The 14,364-nt window shown below is 67.6% G+C and carries 11 protein-coding genes and 3 pseudogenes; 7 read left to right on the top strand and 7 right to left on the bottom strand.

Going from position 1 to position 14,364, the window contains the following annotated elements:
• Nucleotides 1-3 precede the first annotated feature (3 nt).
• The 4 genes and pseudogenes from ON21_RS40835 to ON21_RS23120 form a co-directional block, all read right to left on the bottom strand.
• Complete coding sequence (locus ON21_RS40835) at nt 4-426, bottom strand: aldehyde dehydrogenase family protein (protein WP_051021247.1); 423 nt, start codon at nt 424-426, stop codon at nt 4-6.
• Nucleotides 427-528: 102 nt separating this feature from the next.
• Nucleotides 529-862, bottom strand: a pseudogene (locus ON21_RS40830) (aldehyde dehydrogenase family protein); the annotation flags it as partial.
• On the bottom strand, nt 859-1,794 hold the full coding sequence (locus ON21_RS23125; RefSeq protein WP_373281146.1) for an acetoacetate decarboxylase family protein: 936 nt from the start codon (nt 1,792-1,794) through the stop codon (nt 859-861). The pseudogene ON21_RS40830 and the gene ON21_RS23125, both read right to left, overlap by 4 nt.
• Nucleotides 1,795-1,896: 102 nt before the next feature.
• Complete coding sequence (locus tag ON21_RS23120; protein ID WP_039800656.1) at nt 1,897-2,475, bottom strand: TetR/AcrR family transcriptional regulator; 579 nt, start codon at nt 2,473-2,475, stop codon at nt 1,897-1,899.
• 59 nt (nt 2,476-2,534) lie between these two features.
• On the opposite strand from ON21_RS23120, the gene ON21_RS23115 reads away from it, so the two are divergent.
• Both ON21_RS23115 and ON21_RS23110 read left to right on the top strand, forming a co-directional pair.
• Complete coding sequence (locus ON21_RS23115) at nt 2,535-3,815, top strand: NADH:flavin oxidoreductase/NADH oxidase family protein (RefSeq protein WP_051021245.1); 1,281 nt, start codon at nt 2,535-2,537, stop codon at nt 3,813-3,815.
• A 393-nt stretch (nt 3,816-4,208) separates the two neighbouring features.
• The gene (locus ON21_RS23110) at nt 4,209-5,171 is read left to right on the top strand and encodes a glycoside hydrolase family 76 protein (protein WP_306307712.1); all 963 of its coding nucleotides are present in this window, start codon (nt 4,209-4,211) and stop codon (nt 5,169-5,171) included.
• Between the two features lie 51 nt (nt 5,172-5,222).
• Here ON21_RS23110 and ON21_RS23105 read toward each other — a convergent pair whose 3' ends face one another.
• The gene (locus ON21_RS23105; RefSeq protein ID WP_039800738.1) at nt 5,223-6,197 is read right to left on the bottom strand and encodes a helix-turn-helix transcriptional regulator; all 975 of its coding nucleotides are present in this window, start codon (nt 6,195-6,197) and stop codon (nt 5,223-5,225) included.
• A 61-nt stretch (nt 6,198-6,258) separates the two neighbouring features.
• Between ON21_RS23105 and ON21_RS23100 the strand changes: the two genes are divergently transcribed.
• Nucleotides 6,259-6,612 (top strand): YybH family protein, encoded by a 354-nt coding sequence (locus ON21_RS23100; RefSeq protein ID WP_218004134.1) that lies wholly within the window; start codon nt 6,259-6,261, stop codon nt 6,610-6,612.
• A gap of 175 nt (nt 6,613-6,787) precedes the next feature.
• Nucleotides 6,788-7,561 carry a MerR family transcriptional regulator gene (locus ON21_RS23095; RefSeq protein ID WP_083880823.1) on the top strand — a complete coding sequence of 258 codons (774 nt, stop codon included), beginning with the start codon at nt 6,788-6,790 and terminating at the stop codon, nt 7,559-7,561.
• On the opposite strand, the pseudogene ON21_RS23090 reads toward ON21_RS23095, so the two are convergent.
• Both ON21_RS23090 and ON21_RS39310 read right to left on the bottom strand, forming a co-directional pair.
• Nucleotides 7,490-8,584, bottom strand: a pseudogene (locus ON21_RS23090) (transcription termination factor Rho, short form); the annotation flags it as partial. The gene ON21_RS23095 and the pseudogene ON21_RS23090 sit on opposite strands and share 72 nt — an antisense overlap.
• 241 nt (nt 8,585-8,825) lie before the next feature.
• On the bottom strand, nt 8,826-9,287 hold the full coding sequence (locus tag ON21_RS39310) for a hypothetical protein (protein ID WP_169332724.1): 462 nt from the start codon (nt 9,285-9,287) through the stop codon (nt 8,826-8,828).
• A gap of 163 nt (nt 9,288-9,450) precedes the next feature.
• Here ON21_RS39310 and ON21_RS23085 point away from each other — a divergent pair, with 163 nt between their 5' ends.
• The 3 genes and pseudogenes from ON21_RS23085 to ON21_RS23075 form a co-directional block, all read left to right on the top strand.
• Entirely contained in the window at nt 9,451-11,907 is a 2,457-nt protein-coding gene (locus ON21_RS23085; RefSeq protein WP_039800654.1) for an FHA domain-containing protein, read from the top strand.
• Between the two features lie 203 nt (nt 11,908-12,110).
• Nucleotides 12,111-13,139: a transglycosylase SLT domain-containing protein gene (locus ON21_RS40190; RefSeq protein ID WP_051021242.1), complete on the top strand. Its 1,029-nt coding sequence runs from the start codon at nt 12,111-12,113 to the stop codon at nt 13,137-13,139.
• Between the two features lie 229 nt (nt 13,140-13,368).
• Nucleotides 13,369-14,364: pseudogene (locus ON21_RS23075) on the top strand (hypothetical protein); the annotation flags it as partial.

Below are 14,364 nucleotides of genomic sequence, written 5' to 3'. Positions count from 1 at the left end.
GACTCAGTGTGCACCCACTCGTCGTAGTGCCTCGAGGGCGAGGGCGAGGGTGAGGATTCGGGACCACCGGTCATGGCTGACACCGCGGGGTGGGCTGAAGCCTTGCACGCGCTGGTGCGCGACGGTCTGGGGCTCGGTGTACTTCAGCAGCCCTTCGGCGCCGTGCCTGCGACCGAGACCGGAGTCGCCCATGCCACCCATCGGCGCGTCGATGCTGCCCCACGCGGCGGCGAAGGCCTCGTTGACGTTGACGGTTCCGGCGTGCAGCCGGGCTGCGACTGCGCGGGCCCGGGCGCCGTTGCGGGACCAGACGCTGGCGTTGAGCCCGTACGGGGTGGCGTTCGCCATCGCGATCGCCTCCTCCACGTCGCGGTACGGGTAGATCGACACCACAGGACCGAAGGTCTCGTGGGCGAAAAGCGTCATCTCCGTGGTGACGCCGGCCAGGATCGTCGGCTCGTGGAACCAGGCGGGCGGCGCTGCGCGCGTAGTAGCGCGCGGTGATGGCGATGTCGATGACTTCGAGGAAGGCATCGCGACGAGTCTTGCCGCTCTCGGCCTGCATCAGGTCCAGCGCCTCGTCCTGGCGCTCGAGCACCAGGTCGTGGAAGCGCAACAGGATTCGCTTGCGCTCGCGAACCGGGACCGCTGCCCAGCGGGCCTGGGCAACGCGGGCGCGGGCGAACGCATTCTCGACATCCGCGGGAGTGGAGACGGGGAAATCGGCCAGCGGCGTGCCGGTGTACGGGGCGTTCGTGGTCGTCCTCGCAGCGTTCGGGGCCGCCGCCACCAGCGAGATCAGCCGACCGACGAGTGAGGAGGTCAGGGTGGTGGGAAGGGCGAGGGCATGGTCGATGGTCATCGCAGGGCTCCGTGGGGACTACGGACGGAGGTGGGGACCGGCATGTGGAGGGCGTTCTGCCCCTCGGTCACGACGTCGAGCTGGATGGTCCGGAACGGCCGCAGCGAACGAATGTCGTCGGAGACACGACCGGCGCCGAGCTGCAGGTCGATGCCGCGGGGCAGCCGCGTGGTCCCGGCCGAGAGGACGTTGGTCTGGCTGAGCGTCGAGTGCCACGCACCGTTGATCGTGGTGTACGAGGTCATGCTCGAGACCTGTTCGCCCGAGGCATGCGCTGTCTGGCGAGGAGTGCGCGCGGAGAAGGCCACGTCCGTTTCACCGTCGCCGTTCGCGACACGCGCCGTGGCGCGGCTCGCGTCGATGTCGACCTCGATGTCCGTGACCCACTTCGGGAAGCCGTAGCCGTCGTGGCCGCGCACCTGGGCGATGTCGCTGTTGACGGGAAGGGAGAGGACATAAGAGTGGAGGTGGTCGTTTTTCAGCCCTGCGAGAAGGTCGAGGAACCCGAGTCCGCGGTGGCGCGCGGGTTTGACAGCGACGCCGACGGCGGCCTCGGTGTAGAAGTCGATGTCGCACACGTCGTACCGGAAGAACATCACCGAGATGAGGCCGAGGCCGGGCGCGAGTTCCAGCGGAGCCAGCTCTTCCGGGAGCCGGGAGCGGATCGCACGCGACGGCGCGAGCATCGTCAGGCGTGCGGTGGAAATGCGGTAGTAGAAGTTCGGCGTCCAGGTCGGGCCGATCGGAGAGTCGACCCGCGCCTTCGGCAGCTGCCGGAAGAAATCGACACTGCTCACCCGTGGATCGGCCGCGACGACGTCCAGGTCGGTGTCCATCCGAAAGCGGTCGTACAGGCCGCCCTCCGGGACATCGACCGAGCGGCCGCCCAAATCGACGGTGACCGCCGCATGCGTAGTCCGCGCCATAACCATCTCCTAGATGTTAACGTTGCTTACATCGGTGATGCTAAGGCGACGATGTGAGCGCTGTCAACATCTGTCCGGATGTGCGGAGGCGCACTCCGGGGCGCTGGTCTACTGCGGGCGCGCGGACAGGATCGCGGCGAACGCGGCTCGCACGCGATCGGCCACCTCATCGCTCGACTGCGCCGGCAGCTTGCCGTCCATGTGCAGGAACGCCAGTCCGTGGGCCAGGCCCCACCCTGCAGAGGCCAGCGCCTCGGCGTCGCCGTCCGGGAAGACTCGCGTCATCCCGAGTTGCAGCAGGTCGTGGATTTCGCCTGCCGCCTGGACGCGCTCTTCACTGCCCTCGTCGCAGGCGTTTCCGAACATCAGGCGGAACAGTGCGGGTCGGCGCAAGGCGAACTCGACGTAGGCGACCGCGAACTCGCCGAGGTCGGCTACCGATGTCGGGAGTTCGCGCCCGTTGACGAGATCTGCCTTCAGGTCGCGTAAACCTTGCGCGGCCAGCGCGGACTCCAGTGCGTCGCGGTCGGCGAAGTGCCGGTAGGGCGCGGTCGGCGAGACGCCCGCCGCGCGAGCGAGGGCGCGCAGCGAGAACGGCTCGCCGGCTTCTAGCATGCGCATCGCCGCCGTCAGGAGCGACGCCCTCAGGTCGCCGTGATGATAACCACTCTTCGTCGATGTTGACACCGCTCACATCCCTTTCTAGGTTCATGTTAGCAATGTAAACATACCGCGCAGGAGTAGCGATGCCAGCAGCAGCCCCCATCCCCGCCGGTCTCGGTTCGGAACAGACTTCACCAGTCTTCGCGCCGTTCGCGCTCCCGAACGGCTCCGTGCTCCCGAACCGGCTGGCCAAGGCCGCGATGGAGGAGAACATGGCCGCATCCGGTCAACTCCCCGACGAGTCCCTGTTCCGGCTCTACCGGCGCTGGAGCCGAGGCGGGGTCGGCCTGATCATCACCGGCAATGTCATGGTCCACGCAGAGGCGCTCACCGGGCCGGGAGGCGTCGTCCTCGACGTGGACTCGCCGCTGGACCCGTTCCGTCAGTGGGCTGCCGCCGCGAAGAGTGGCGGCGCGCGGGTGTGGATGCAGATCAACCATCCGGGCCGGCAGGTGCGCGCGGACATGCCCGGCGTCGCCTGGGCGCCGTCGGCTGTCCGTGTCGATGTCGGCAAGAACAGCAAGCGGTTCGCCGATCCGCTCGAGATGACCGCGCGGCAGATCGAGGAGACCGTGGCGCGCTTCGCCGAGACGGCTCGTCGCGCCGAGGAGGCCGGGTTCGACGGTGTGGAGATCCACGCCGCGCACGGCTATCTGCTGTCCCAGTTCCTTTCGCCGCTGGCCAACCGACGCGCCGATCAGTGGGGGGGCAGCCTGGAGAACCGGGCCCGGCTGCTGCTCGATATCGTTCGTGCCGTGCGGGCCGCGGTCGCTCCCACGTTCGCCGTTGCGGTGAAGCTCAATTCGGCCGACTTCCAGCGCGGAGGTTTCGAAGCCGACGACGCCGCGACCGTGATCGCGATGCTGGCTCCGCTCGGTGTCGACGCCGTCGAACTCTCCGGGGGCAGCTACGAGGCGCCGGCCATGACCGGGCAGGCCGGTGACCAGCGGACCCGAGCCCGCGAGGCCTACTTCCTCTCCCTCGCCGAAGAACTGGCGAAGAGCAGCCCGCTGCCGCTGATGCTGACCGGCGGTGTCGTCCGGCGACCGGTGGCCGAGGAGATCCTGGCCGGCGGCATCGATCTCGTGGGCATGGGCAGCGCGCTGGCGGTCGATCCCGATCTGCCGAACCGGTGGCGTCAGGACCCCGGCGCCAAGGTCGAGCTGTCGCCCGTGAAGATCGAAGACAAGGCTGTTGCGTCGGCCGCAGGCATGGCCCGTGTGCGGCAACAGCTTCGCCGCCTCGGCGCCGGTCGGCGCACGCGCCCCGGGATCAACCCCAAGGCCGCCCTGCTGAAGGAGACCTTGCTTCAGCGGCGCGCACTACGCCGCTACCGCACTTGGCTGAACAGCCGCGCCGCGTGATGTTTGCACGGGACCGGCAGGAGTCAGGCTCGGCGGTTGACGCCTGTACCTGGCGGTCGACGCCGCGCGGCGGTGGTCGTCGCGGGATAAAATGTAGCCGCATGGTTTCCGGCGCCGATGATCGTTTTTCAGTCGAGGGAGTCCGAGCGGATGGATCGCCGGAAAAAGGAAATCAGCCGGCGAAGTGCCCTGTTGGCGGCCGGAGCCTCGATCGCACTCACCGCGATGGCGCAGCCGGCGCAGGCTGTGACGATCTCGCGGAAAGTGTCCGCGGGCCCGGAGGAGCCCGGGAAGCGGGCGGAACTGGCGGAACAGGCAGTCGTGCGGCGGCACGTGCGCACGCTCTGGGGCCGGCCCCAGATGCGGCTTGGCACGCTCGTCTGGCCTTCGTCCGTGCTGGACCAATCGTTCGTGCGGTGGTGCTACTGGTGGCAAGCCCACCTGCTCGATTGTGCGGTGGACGCCGCGTACCGGGCCCGCACACCCGAACGCATAGACCGGGTCGTCGCCCTCGCACGCGGGATTCGGACCCGCAACCTCACCGGCTGGACCAACCGGTACTACGACGATATGTCGTGGCTGGTGCTGGCGCTCGAACGCGCCGACCGGCTGCTCGGTGTCCGGTTCGGCGACGCTGTCGGCGAGCTGCGGGCAGGCTTGATCGACGGCTGGAACCCGGCCGTCGGTGCGGTGCCGTGGCGGTCCGGCGACGAGTACTACAACACTCCCGCGATCGGTCCGACGGGTATCGCCCTGGCGCGTTTGGGTGAGCTCTCCCGCGCGGGAGAGCTCGCCGATTTTCTGTACACCCGATTGCGCGACAGCGACCGCGACCTGATCCTCGATGGTGTCCATGAGCCCGGCGGGCGGGTGGATAGGACCGTCCACACCTACTGCCAGGGCGTGGCCATCGGACTGGAAACCGAGCTGGCGCTGCGCACGCGTGAGCCGGGCCATCACCGGCGCGTGGCAGATCTCGTTGCCGCAGCCGGGGACGGGCTGACGGACGGGGGAGTGATCGCCGCGGCCTCCGGGGACGACTCCGGGCTGTTCATGGGCATCCTCGCCAGATATCTCGCGGAAGCCGCACTGTCGCTGGGCAATACCACCGCCGCGAATATCGTGCACACTTCCGCGCGGGCGGCCTGGGAACACCGCGCCGAGGTGGACGGGCTGCCGCTGTTCGGTATGGACTGGACCCGCCCGGTCACGGTGCCGGAGCATCCGGAAACCTTTCCCCAGCTCACGCACTCGTCCGCCGCTGCGTCGGCGAACCTCAGCCGCGATCTCTCGGTACAGCTGAGCGGGTGGATGCTGCTCGAAGCGGATTACCAACTCACCGCCGCGGGACGCTGAACCCACGGCGGCCTGCGCCGCAACGGCAGCGCACCCGGCCTGCGAACACCCTCAGGATGACATTCCGTAGCAGCTGGCGACCGCCGCGGCACGATCGCGCAGGGACGCGCGCAACCACTGCGGACTCAAAGCTTCCGCGTGCGCGGCGAGCTGCCACAGCGCCCATTCGGCGTGTCTCGGATCTTGGAAGGTCACTTCCAGCCGCAGCCGGCCGTCTGCGTCGGCTTCTTCGGCGCGGACGGCCAGCGCGGTGCCCACCAGCTCCTCCCGCTGGGCCGGGTCCACCCGTACCAGCACGGTGACTTGGTCGCCGCCGGTCCGGAACCGCGTGCTGCGTTCCTGCCAGGCGCGGTCCAGGTCGACCCGGTCCGGTCGCTGGGCGGGTTCGGGGAGTTCCTCGGCGGCCGAGACCCGGGACAGCCGGTAGGTGCGGTCCGCGCCGGATCTCGTGGCCAGCAAGTAAGCCTGGTCGCGCACGGTGACCAGGCCGATCGGGTCCACTGTGCGCCACTTCGGGGCCTGGTCCACAGCCGCGTAGCGGATGCGCAGCTTGTGTCCGGCGAACACCGCGCGCCGGATCTCGGTCACGATGGTTTCGGGCATCTCCTCGGCGACCAGCCTGCGTGAGAAGAGGTCGGTCTCCGGGTCGATGAGCAATCGCTGAGCCGCGCCGGTCGCGGTGGTCCGATAGCTTTCGGGTAGCGCGTCGACCACTTTGCGCATGGCCGAAGCGAGCGCCGAGCCGAGGCCGAATGCCTGTGCGCCGCGCCGTGATCCGGCGACCAGTAGGGCGAGCGCCTCGTCGTGGTTCAGTCCGGTGAGCTCGGTCTGGAAACCGGGCAACAACGCGAAACCGCCGTGTCGGCCGCGTTCGGCGTAGACCGGAACGCCTGCTGCGGACAGCGCCTCGATGTCGCGCAGCACGGTGCGGGTGGACACCTCCAGCTCGCGGGCCAGCGTGGCCGCGGACAGCCGGCCGTGCCGGCGCAGCAGCAACACGAGCGAGACCAGCCGGTCGGCGCGCATACGGAAACCTTTGCGGAAATACACGACACAGGATGTCGTGATTCGTTGGGAGGCTATGAGTATGACAAACAAGATCGTGGCCACTGATCCGAACGACCTCGGTAGGTACTTCATCGAGCGCGCCAACGCAGGCGACGTCGACGGGCTGGTGGCGCTGTACGAGCCGGACGCCGTGCTGGCGTTTCCTCCGGGCAACCTCGCGGCCGGACATGCGGAGATCCGCAAGGTGTACGAGCAGTTCGTCGCCGCTGCGCCGGTGCTCTCGCCGGGTAGGCAGCATCCGGCGCTGGTGAGCGGCGACCTGGCGCTGACAGCGTCCACGCTGACCACCGGCGAGGTGACCGTCGAGATCGCTCGCCGCCAGCCGGACGGGTCGTGGCTATGGGCCGTCGATCAGCCGGCTCTCGTGCCATAGCGGAGGGGCTGGGCGGGCTCGGCGCGCCGGAGAACTCCACCGGCGCGTCGAAGCCGCAGACGATCGAAGTGGCGGCCGATCTCACGCAGTGAGGTGGCAGTGGGCATTGATACCGTGAAACTTGGGCGACTCCGAACCGCGATTCACGGACTGAAACCTCAAACGGAGGTGCGAGCTGCGACCGATCGACCTCGCCCGCGAGCACGGGTTGTCCGCACAGGCGATCCGCAATTACGAGGACGCGGGCATCCTCCCGCCGACCGAGCGCAGCGAGACCGGTTACCGGCGCTACACCGTTCTGCACGCGCAGGCGCTGCGCGCCTTTCTCGCGTTGCGTGGTGGCCACGGACACCAGCAGGCAATGGAAATCATGCGTGCGGCCAATCGCGGCGATACCGAGTCCGCCTACCGGCTCATCGACGCGGCGCATGTCGCGCTGCTCGCCGAACGCGACACCCGCACCGAGGTCGCGACGGCCCTCGGCAGCCTGTCCACCACGATGCCGACCCGGGTTCACGGTCGAACGCTGACCGTGGGCGAACTCGCGCGCAGGCTCGGCGTGCATCCGGCGACGCTGCGCACCTGGGAAACCCAGGACATCCTGCGCCCCGAACGCGACCGGGCGACGGGTTACCGCGAATACGGACCGGACAGCGTGCGCGACGCCGAGATCGCACGCCAGCTGCGCCGAGGCGGGTACCCGCTGGCGCAGGTCGCGCAGTTCATCGAGTCGCTGCGCGAGGCGGGCGGGGCGGAGGCGTTGAGCGCTTTCCTCGACTCGTGGCAGGACCGGCTGACCGCGCGCAGCCGCAACCTTCTCACGGCCGCGGCCCAGTTCGATGCCTACCTCACCATGCTCGATCAGGCACGGCGGCCGTCAGCCGGCGTTGCGGATCTGGGTCAGGAATTCGGGGTTGGTCCCGGTTTGCCGGAGGCCGGTCAGCAGTAGTTCGAGCGCTTGCTGCGGTTCGCGGCCCGAGAGGGTCTTGCGCAGGGATCCGATGGCGGTGAGCTCGTCGGCGGACAGCAGCAGTTCCTCTTTGCGTGTGCTCGAGCGGTCGATGTCGATCGCGGGGAACAGGCGGCGGTCGGCGAGGTGCCGATCGAGCTTCAGCTCGGCGTTTCCGGTGCCCTTGTATTCCTCGAAGATCACGGTGTCGGCGAGCGAGCCGGTCTCGACCAGGGCGGTGGCGATGATGGTGAGGGACCCGCCGTGCTCGATGTTGCGGGCGGCGCCGAGGAATTTCTTCGGTGGCGCGAGCGCCCCGGCGTCGACGCCGCCGGAGAGGATGCGCCCGGACCCGGCGGCCGCCAGGTTGTAGGCGCGGGCCAACCGGGTCAGTGAGTCCAGCAGCACCACGACGTCGTGACCCATTTCGACGAGGCGTTTGGCGTGTTCGATGGCCAATTCGGCGAGCGCGATGTGCTCGTGGGCCGGCTGGTCGAAGGTCGCGGCGGCGACCTCGGCCTGCACCGCGCGCGACAGGTCGGTCACCTCTTCCGGGCGTTCCCCGACCAGTACCAGCATCAGCTGGCATTCGGGATGATTCTTGGCGATGCCGTGCGCGATGGATTGCAGCACAGACGTTTTGCCCGCCTTGGGCGGTGCGACGATCAAGGCGCGCTGGCCCTTGCCGATCGGCATGACCAGATCGGTGACGCGGGTGGTCAGTTCGTGCGGCTCGGTCTCCAGCCGCAGACGGTCCTGCGGATAGATGGGGACCAAATCGGCGAAGTGCGGCCGCGCTCCGGCATTTCCGGGTGGCAAGCCGTTGATCCGATCGACTCGGATCAGCGGTGCGAGTTTGGCACCGTCCCGTTTGGGTCCGACTGCGCCGGTGACGGTATCGCCGCGACGCAAGCCGTATTCGCGGACCAAACGCGCAGGCACATGAGCGTCGCGTGGTCCGGGTAGGTAGCCGTCGACGTGCAGTGCGGCATGGTTGTGGACGATGTCGATGAGCCCGGTGACCGATGTCGTACGGTTCTCGCCTGCTGTGGGATCATCTGGGTGAATAGTGTTGTCTTGCATGGCTTTTCTCCTTGGCGGAAGCTATGGATGCGGCGGGTCGCCGTGAATGCCGCCTGGTGGAATGACGCTCGATGCATGCGTCGATGTATGGCTGGACGATGTCCGTGCGCACATGCTGCCGAATGCGTGGCATACGAGATCGCCGTGGCGAGTGTGGACTCTTGTGGGAGGGAGCTGTCACCTACATCCACAAGATGGAGACCGCACCTACGGTAGCGGCGCCAGGCACGACACGCAATAGCGCCCGCTTATTCCCCCGTACATCGCTTGGATCGCCCAACCGGCATGGTGCGGCCGCAACGATCGCGTTTCCGGTACGGAAGCTGGCGATCCGGCGGATCGGCCGGGTATTGATCGAGCGCACCCGCGGATGCTCCTGGCCTGCCGGTTGCGGTTTCCGATCGAACCGCGGGTGCTGTGCGTAGGCGTATTTCCATCCGGCACAAAGGAAATCGTGGACAAATTTCGAGTCCCACCGGAAGCGGGGTCGTCCGGTGGTGTACAGACGAGGATGATGAGCCGATTCCATTGCCGCATCGATTGCCGGGCTGGCACCGAGAATTTCAATATTGAACGATTCGGGTAGACATAACCGGTAGGCCATTCGTTGTCCCGGCACCGAATGCGGGAATGTCACGCCCAACCCATGTGCTCCGCACATCGGGCCCCGCTGTGGTCGCGAAGGTTTGCGCTGGTCAGCGGGGTTGGTGTGGTAGAGGGCGAGAGTGCGCAGGCCGGACTCGTGACGAGATCGAGGCGTGCTCGACTATTGCGGTGACCGTGTCGTGCGGTCGTATACTCCCTTTATGGCGGATGGATCTTCCTCCACCGAATTGTCCGAGACGCCGGTTCTCGTGGTGCAGACGCGGGAACGCGTCTATCGGCTCCGCGCAGGAGGCGCCTATAACGTCGGTCGCGATCCGGCGGCCGATATCGTCGTTTCCGATCCCCGCGTTTCGTCGTTGCACGCCGTTCTGGAGCGTGGTGCGGACGGTTGGAAAATCGAGGACGCGCACAGTCTCAACGGCACGTTCTTCGACGGTCACCGCGTCGATCGGATGGTGATCGATCACGACGAGACGTTCCAGCTCGGACACGCGGTGGACGGCGAAAAATTGGCTTGCTCGGTGGAAACCCCACCCGAGCAGGAACCCGATGGCGATTCCGGCGGCGACACGATGGTCGTCCCGAATCCTGGCTACGCCCTCGACGACGAAGCCACGGTCACGAAGTTCGAGCCGGGCCTGCCCCGGCGGGTGTCGCGATCGGCGCCTCCGGCGGACCACCCCAGCGCGGTGGTCCGGATAACGTCGCCCACTCTCCGGATCGGACGCGCCGCGGACAACGACATCGTCGCGCACGATCTGATGGTCTCCCGCCATCACGCCGAGTTGCGGACGATCGGTGCGGGCAGATACCGGATCGTCGACCTCGACAGCCACAACGGCACCTACGTCAACGGAGCCCGCGTCGACGCCGCCGATCTCTCGGAATCCGACTTGATCGGCATGGGGCACACCACCTTCCGGCTGGTGGGCGACGAACTGCGCGAGTTCGTCGACACCGGTGACGTATCGGTCTGCGTGCAGAACATCACCGTCCGGACACCCGAGGGCAAGGTGTTGATGGACAGCGTGCGGTTCCCCATCCCGGGGCGATCGCTCGTGGGAGTGATCGGGCCGAGCGGGGCGGGCAAATCGACACTGCTCGGCGCGATCACCGGGTTGCGGCCCGCGACCGAGGGGACGGTGCTCTACGACGGCCGCGATCTGTACACCAACTACGACGAACTCCGCCACCGCATCGGATTGGTACCGCAGGAAGACATCCTGCACAACCAGCTTCCGACGCGGCGGGCGCTGCTCTACGCGGCCGAGCTGCGTTTCCCCGGTGACACGGGCCGCGAGGAGCGCGAGCAGCGGGTCGACGAGGTCCTCGACGAGCTCGGCTTGGCGCGGCACGCCGACACCCGCATCGATCGGCTCTCGGGTGGGCAGCGCAAACGCGTGAGCGTCGCACTGGAACTGCTGACCAAACCCTCCTTGCTGTTCCTCGACGAACCGACATCCGGCTTGGATCCCGGCCTGGACAAGACGGTCATGGAAATGCTGTCGGGACTGGCGCACGACGGGCGTACGGTCATCGTCGTCACCCACAGCGTCGCGAACCTCGATGCCTGCGACCGCCTGCTGGTCCTGGTGCCCGGCGGCCGGCTGGCCTACTACGGACCGCCCGCGGAAGGGTTGCTGCAGTTCGCCGCGGGGAGCTGGGCCGAGGTGTTCCAGGCTTTCGACCGCGAGGAGGAGCGGGACTGGGCCGGTGAGTTCCGGGAGTCGCCACGCTACGAGCGCTACGTGGCGGTCGGCCCGACCGACGATGTCGTCCCCGCGGAAGTGCACACACCGACGCCGCCGCCACCGTCGCAGTCCAAGTTCAGCCAGCTCAGCACGTTGTGCAGGCGCTACCTCGCGGTGATCGCCTCGGACCGCAGTTATCTGGCGCTGCTCGGTGTCATGCCCCTGCTGCTCGGTGGGTTGATCGCCGCCGTGCCGGCCGGTCAGGGCTTCACCGGAGCGCCGGGAACGAACGTCGATGCCGCGACCAAGCTCATGATCCTGGCGTTCGCGGCATGCTTCGTCGGCACCGGCAACTCGATCCGGGAGATCGTCAAGGAACAGACGATCTATCGCAGAGAACGCGCGGCAGGATTGTCGGCCGGAGTCTATTTGATGTCGAAACTCCTGGTCCTCGGCGTGATCACCACGCTGCAGGCGGTAGTGCTCGTCCTGATCGGCACCATCGGGGTCAGTATGCCGCCCAAGGGGCTGTTCACCTCGGTCGAAGTGGAATTGATGCTGATGATGGCGTTGCTCGGCATCTCGTCGCTGGCACTCGGCTTGCTGGTGTCGGTGGCGGTGAACACCTCGGAGAAGACGCTGCCGTTGCTGATCGTGCTGTCCATGGCGCAACTGGTGCTGACCGGCGGGCTGGTACGGCTGCCCGGCACGCCCGTCCTGGAGCAGCTGGCATACATCGCGCCGGCTCGGTGGGGATTCGGTGCGGGAGCCGCCACTCTCGACCTCGACACCCTCTCGCCGCACGAGGGTGGGCCCGACCCGCTGTGGAAACACACCATCGGCACGTGGCTGCTCGACATGGGAGTCGTCGCCGGGTTGGGAGCCATCTTCCTCGCGCTGGCCTGGTATCGCCTCTACCAGCTGCGTCCGCGACGCCGCGGCGCCCGCCGCCCCGCGACGATCTGACGTCTTACCGCGCCGCGCGAGCCCGCATCGATGTGGCTGCTCGAAGCTGCTACTCCCACAGGCGGGAAAAGGGCACGCGGCGTTGCGGAATACTCGACGGCGTCGGACCGGTAGGCCACGCACGGCCTGGTGAGCGTTGTCAGGCGTGAGGTGATGATGCTGGTATTCGCAAGGCCACGGCCGACCGGGGCTCGGGTGTCTCGATGAGCACCGAGCGGTGGGTGGTCGAGCTGGACCCGCCCGCGGACGCGAGCCCGGGCCTGAAGGCGGTCATCGAAGTGGGCCGCCAGACGATCCAGACGTCGGCGGATCTGCTGGCGACGGGTTCGCCTTCGCAGGCGCCCGATGTGGTGAAGTTGCTGCGCGACGAGAAGCTCGTCACCGGCGACGAGAAGAAGTCGGCCCTGGCCGAGGATTACGCCAGCCGCGCGCAGGAGTTCGACGACATCAAGAACGACATCCGCAAGCAGGACGACAACGTCGACTTTTCCGCCTACGGCACCTACGGCATCTCCAGCGGCACCTTCGCCGCTATCAGGCAGCACGTCAAAGATTTGCAGGCGACGCTGGACGCGGCTCCCGCGGCGAGTCCGGGCAAGCAGTACATCGCCACGGACATCGAGATCAGGCTGGCGAACGCCGTGCTGAAGACGATCGACGACGTACACGACGAGATCGCGAAGGCCACCGACCGCGTCCAAGTGCACGCGAAGAACATCGACGGCGCCGCGCCAACGTACACCCCCGCCTCGGCGGCCGGCAACTACGTGCCGAGCAACTACATGCAGCGCAGTTATTCACCCGGCCCTGGCTTCGTTCCTGCCGCGACGAGCGCTGATTACGCCCGCTACCAGGGCAACGTCTCGGTCGACGCCGCGATCGACGGCGCGCTCGACGCGCTCGGCATCACCGATCCGGTGGCTCGCGAGTACTGGAAGCGCGGCTACCGGGTTCTGATCGAACGAGAATCCGGCGGAAATCCCAACGCCGTGAACAACTGGGACAGCAACGCCGCCGCCGGACATGCGTCCAGGGGACTTACCCAGACGATCCCCAGCACCTTCCTCGGCTACCATGCCGCTGGAACCTCCAGCAACATTCACGATCCGGTGGCCAATGTCGCCGCCAGCATGAACTACGTCATGGAGCGGTACGGTGTCTCCCGCGACGGCCACGACCTGCAAGCGAAGGTTCAGCAAGCGGATCCGAATCGTTCGCCGAAGGGCTACTGAGCCCGGGGACGGGAGCGATCCGGATGGGACCTGGGATCCGTCCTGCTGGATTCGTTCCGCTGCCCCCGAGCGGCTCCGATTGCTCGTCGGGTCGAATGGATTTCGATGACGAGTTATCTTTTCGTTCTCGGCCGGGTCGGTCGTCTGGTTCGGCGGATGTGGTCGACGGCCGGGGCAGCAATGGCGCGCTGCGTCTGGAACACTCGACCGTCGGAAAGGTTCTTTGCTGATGTTCCGTCGTTTCACGACCCACGCGCCCACCGGGGCGCCGCCGGTGGATGATCTGGTGGCAGGCGCGCTGCCGGACCGGGTGCAGATCGCGCATGAGCGGTTGGCCCACCAGGACGATCCGGCGCTGCTCGAAGCATTATCCGAGCGTGAGCTCGCCGCCTCCCGTGAGTTGGCCGAGCTCGTGCGTGACTATGAACGCCACGAGAAACGGGCGCGCATCCAGGCGGCCGCCGACGCCGCGGAGCGGGTCCGGCGCACGGCCGCTGAACTGGCCGAACGCGAAGCCGCCGACTTGCTGCGTGCCGCGCAGGCGATCGGTGAACAGCGGCACAGCAGCAGCCCGCACGCGAAAGTCGCTCGTCTGCATCAGCGCAAGCCGCGGGTGCTGGGCCTGCTGGCCGGAGTCGTGGCATTCTCGATGCTGTTCTCCGCGGTCACGGTGCAGCAGAACATCGCGCCGAGCGGCGGCGCGAGCAATCCGATGTTCTGGCTGTCCTACGGGCTGGAAGCGCTGATCAGCGCGGTACTCGTCGCCCTAATGCTGTCCACCGGCGATACCGCCGAGTGGGGTGTGATCGATCGGCTGTGGCAGGTCTACACGGTCGAGGGCGTCCTGCTGACGGCGAGTATCGCGTTGAACACGTTCCCCTACTTCAGGTCGGGCGAACTGGCCGGGATCGGCATCCACGCGATCGCACCCATCATGATCGGCGTCGCGCTCGTCACCCACCGGCTCGTGGCCGAGCGATACGGGCGCGCGATCGAGCAGGCGACCGCCGCCGTGCCCGACCACGAGGATCTCCAGGAACGACTCGCGGCGCTCACTCAGGTCGGCGGAGCCGGCAACCAGATCCTGCCGAGCATCCTGATGGAGCCCACCACCGCTCGCCGCGCGAACGAATCCGCGAGTGAACCGCCCGCACCAGGTGGGGACGCGGCCCCCGATGCTCCGCGGCAGGGACAGGGCAGCGCGGCCGCGGGGCAGCAGCCCGCG

This window comes from Nocardia araoensis NBRC 100135 (genome assembly GCF_000308435.1).
Lineage (GTDB): Bacteria > Actinomycetota > Actinomycetes > Mycobacteriales > Mycobacteriaceae > Nocardia > Nocardia araoensis.
Note: the sequence above shows the minus strand (reverse complement) of the source record. Positions and strands in the feature narration are given on the sequence as shown.

Bases quoted from the DNA above. Each gene is read 5' to 3' on its own strand.
- ON21_RS40835 (WP_051021247.1), bottom strand. From the start codon at position 426: ATGACGCTTTTCGCCCACGAGACCTTCGGTCCTGTGGTGTCGATCTAC.
- ON21_RS23125 (WP_373281146.1), bottom strand. From the start codon at position 1,794: ATGGTTATGGCGCGGACTACGCATGCGGCGGTCACCGTCGATTTGGGC.
- ON21_RS23115 (WP_051021245.1), top strand. From the start codon at position 2,535: ATGCCAGCAGCAGCCCCCATCCCCGCCGGTCTCGGTTCGGAACAGACT.
- ON21_RS23105 (WP_039800738.1), bottom strand. From the start codon at position 6,197: ATGCGCGCCGACCGGCTGGTCTCGCTCGTGTTGCTGCTGCGCCGGCAC.
- ON21_RS23100 (WP_218004134.1), top strand. From the start codon at position 6,259: ATGACAAACAAGATCGTGGCCACTGATCCGAACGACCTCGGTAGGTAC.
- ON21_RS23085 (WP_039800654.1), top strand. From the start codon at position 9,451: ATGGCGGATGGATCTTCCTCCACCGAATTGTCCGAGACGCCGGTTCTC.
- ON21_RS40190 (WP_051021242.1), top strand. From the start codon at position 12,111: ATGAGCACCGAGCGGTGGGTGGTCGAGCTGGACCCGCCCGCGGACGCG.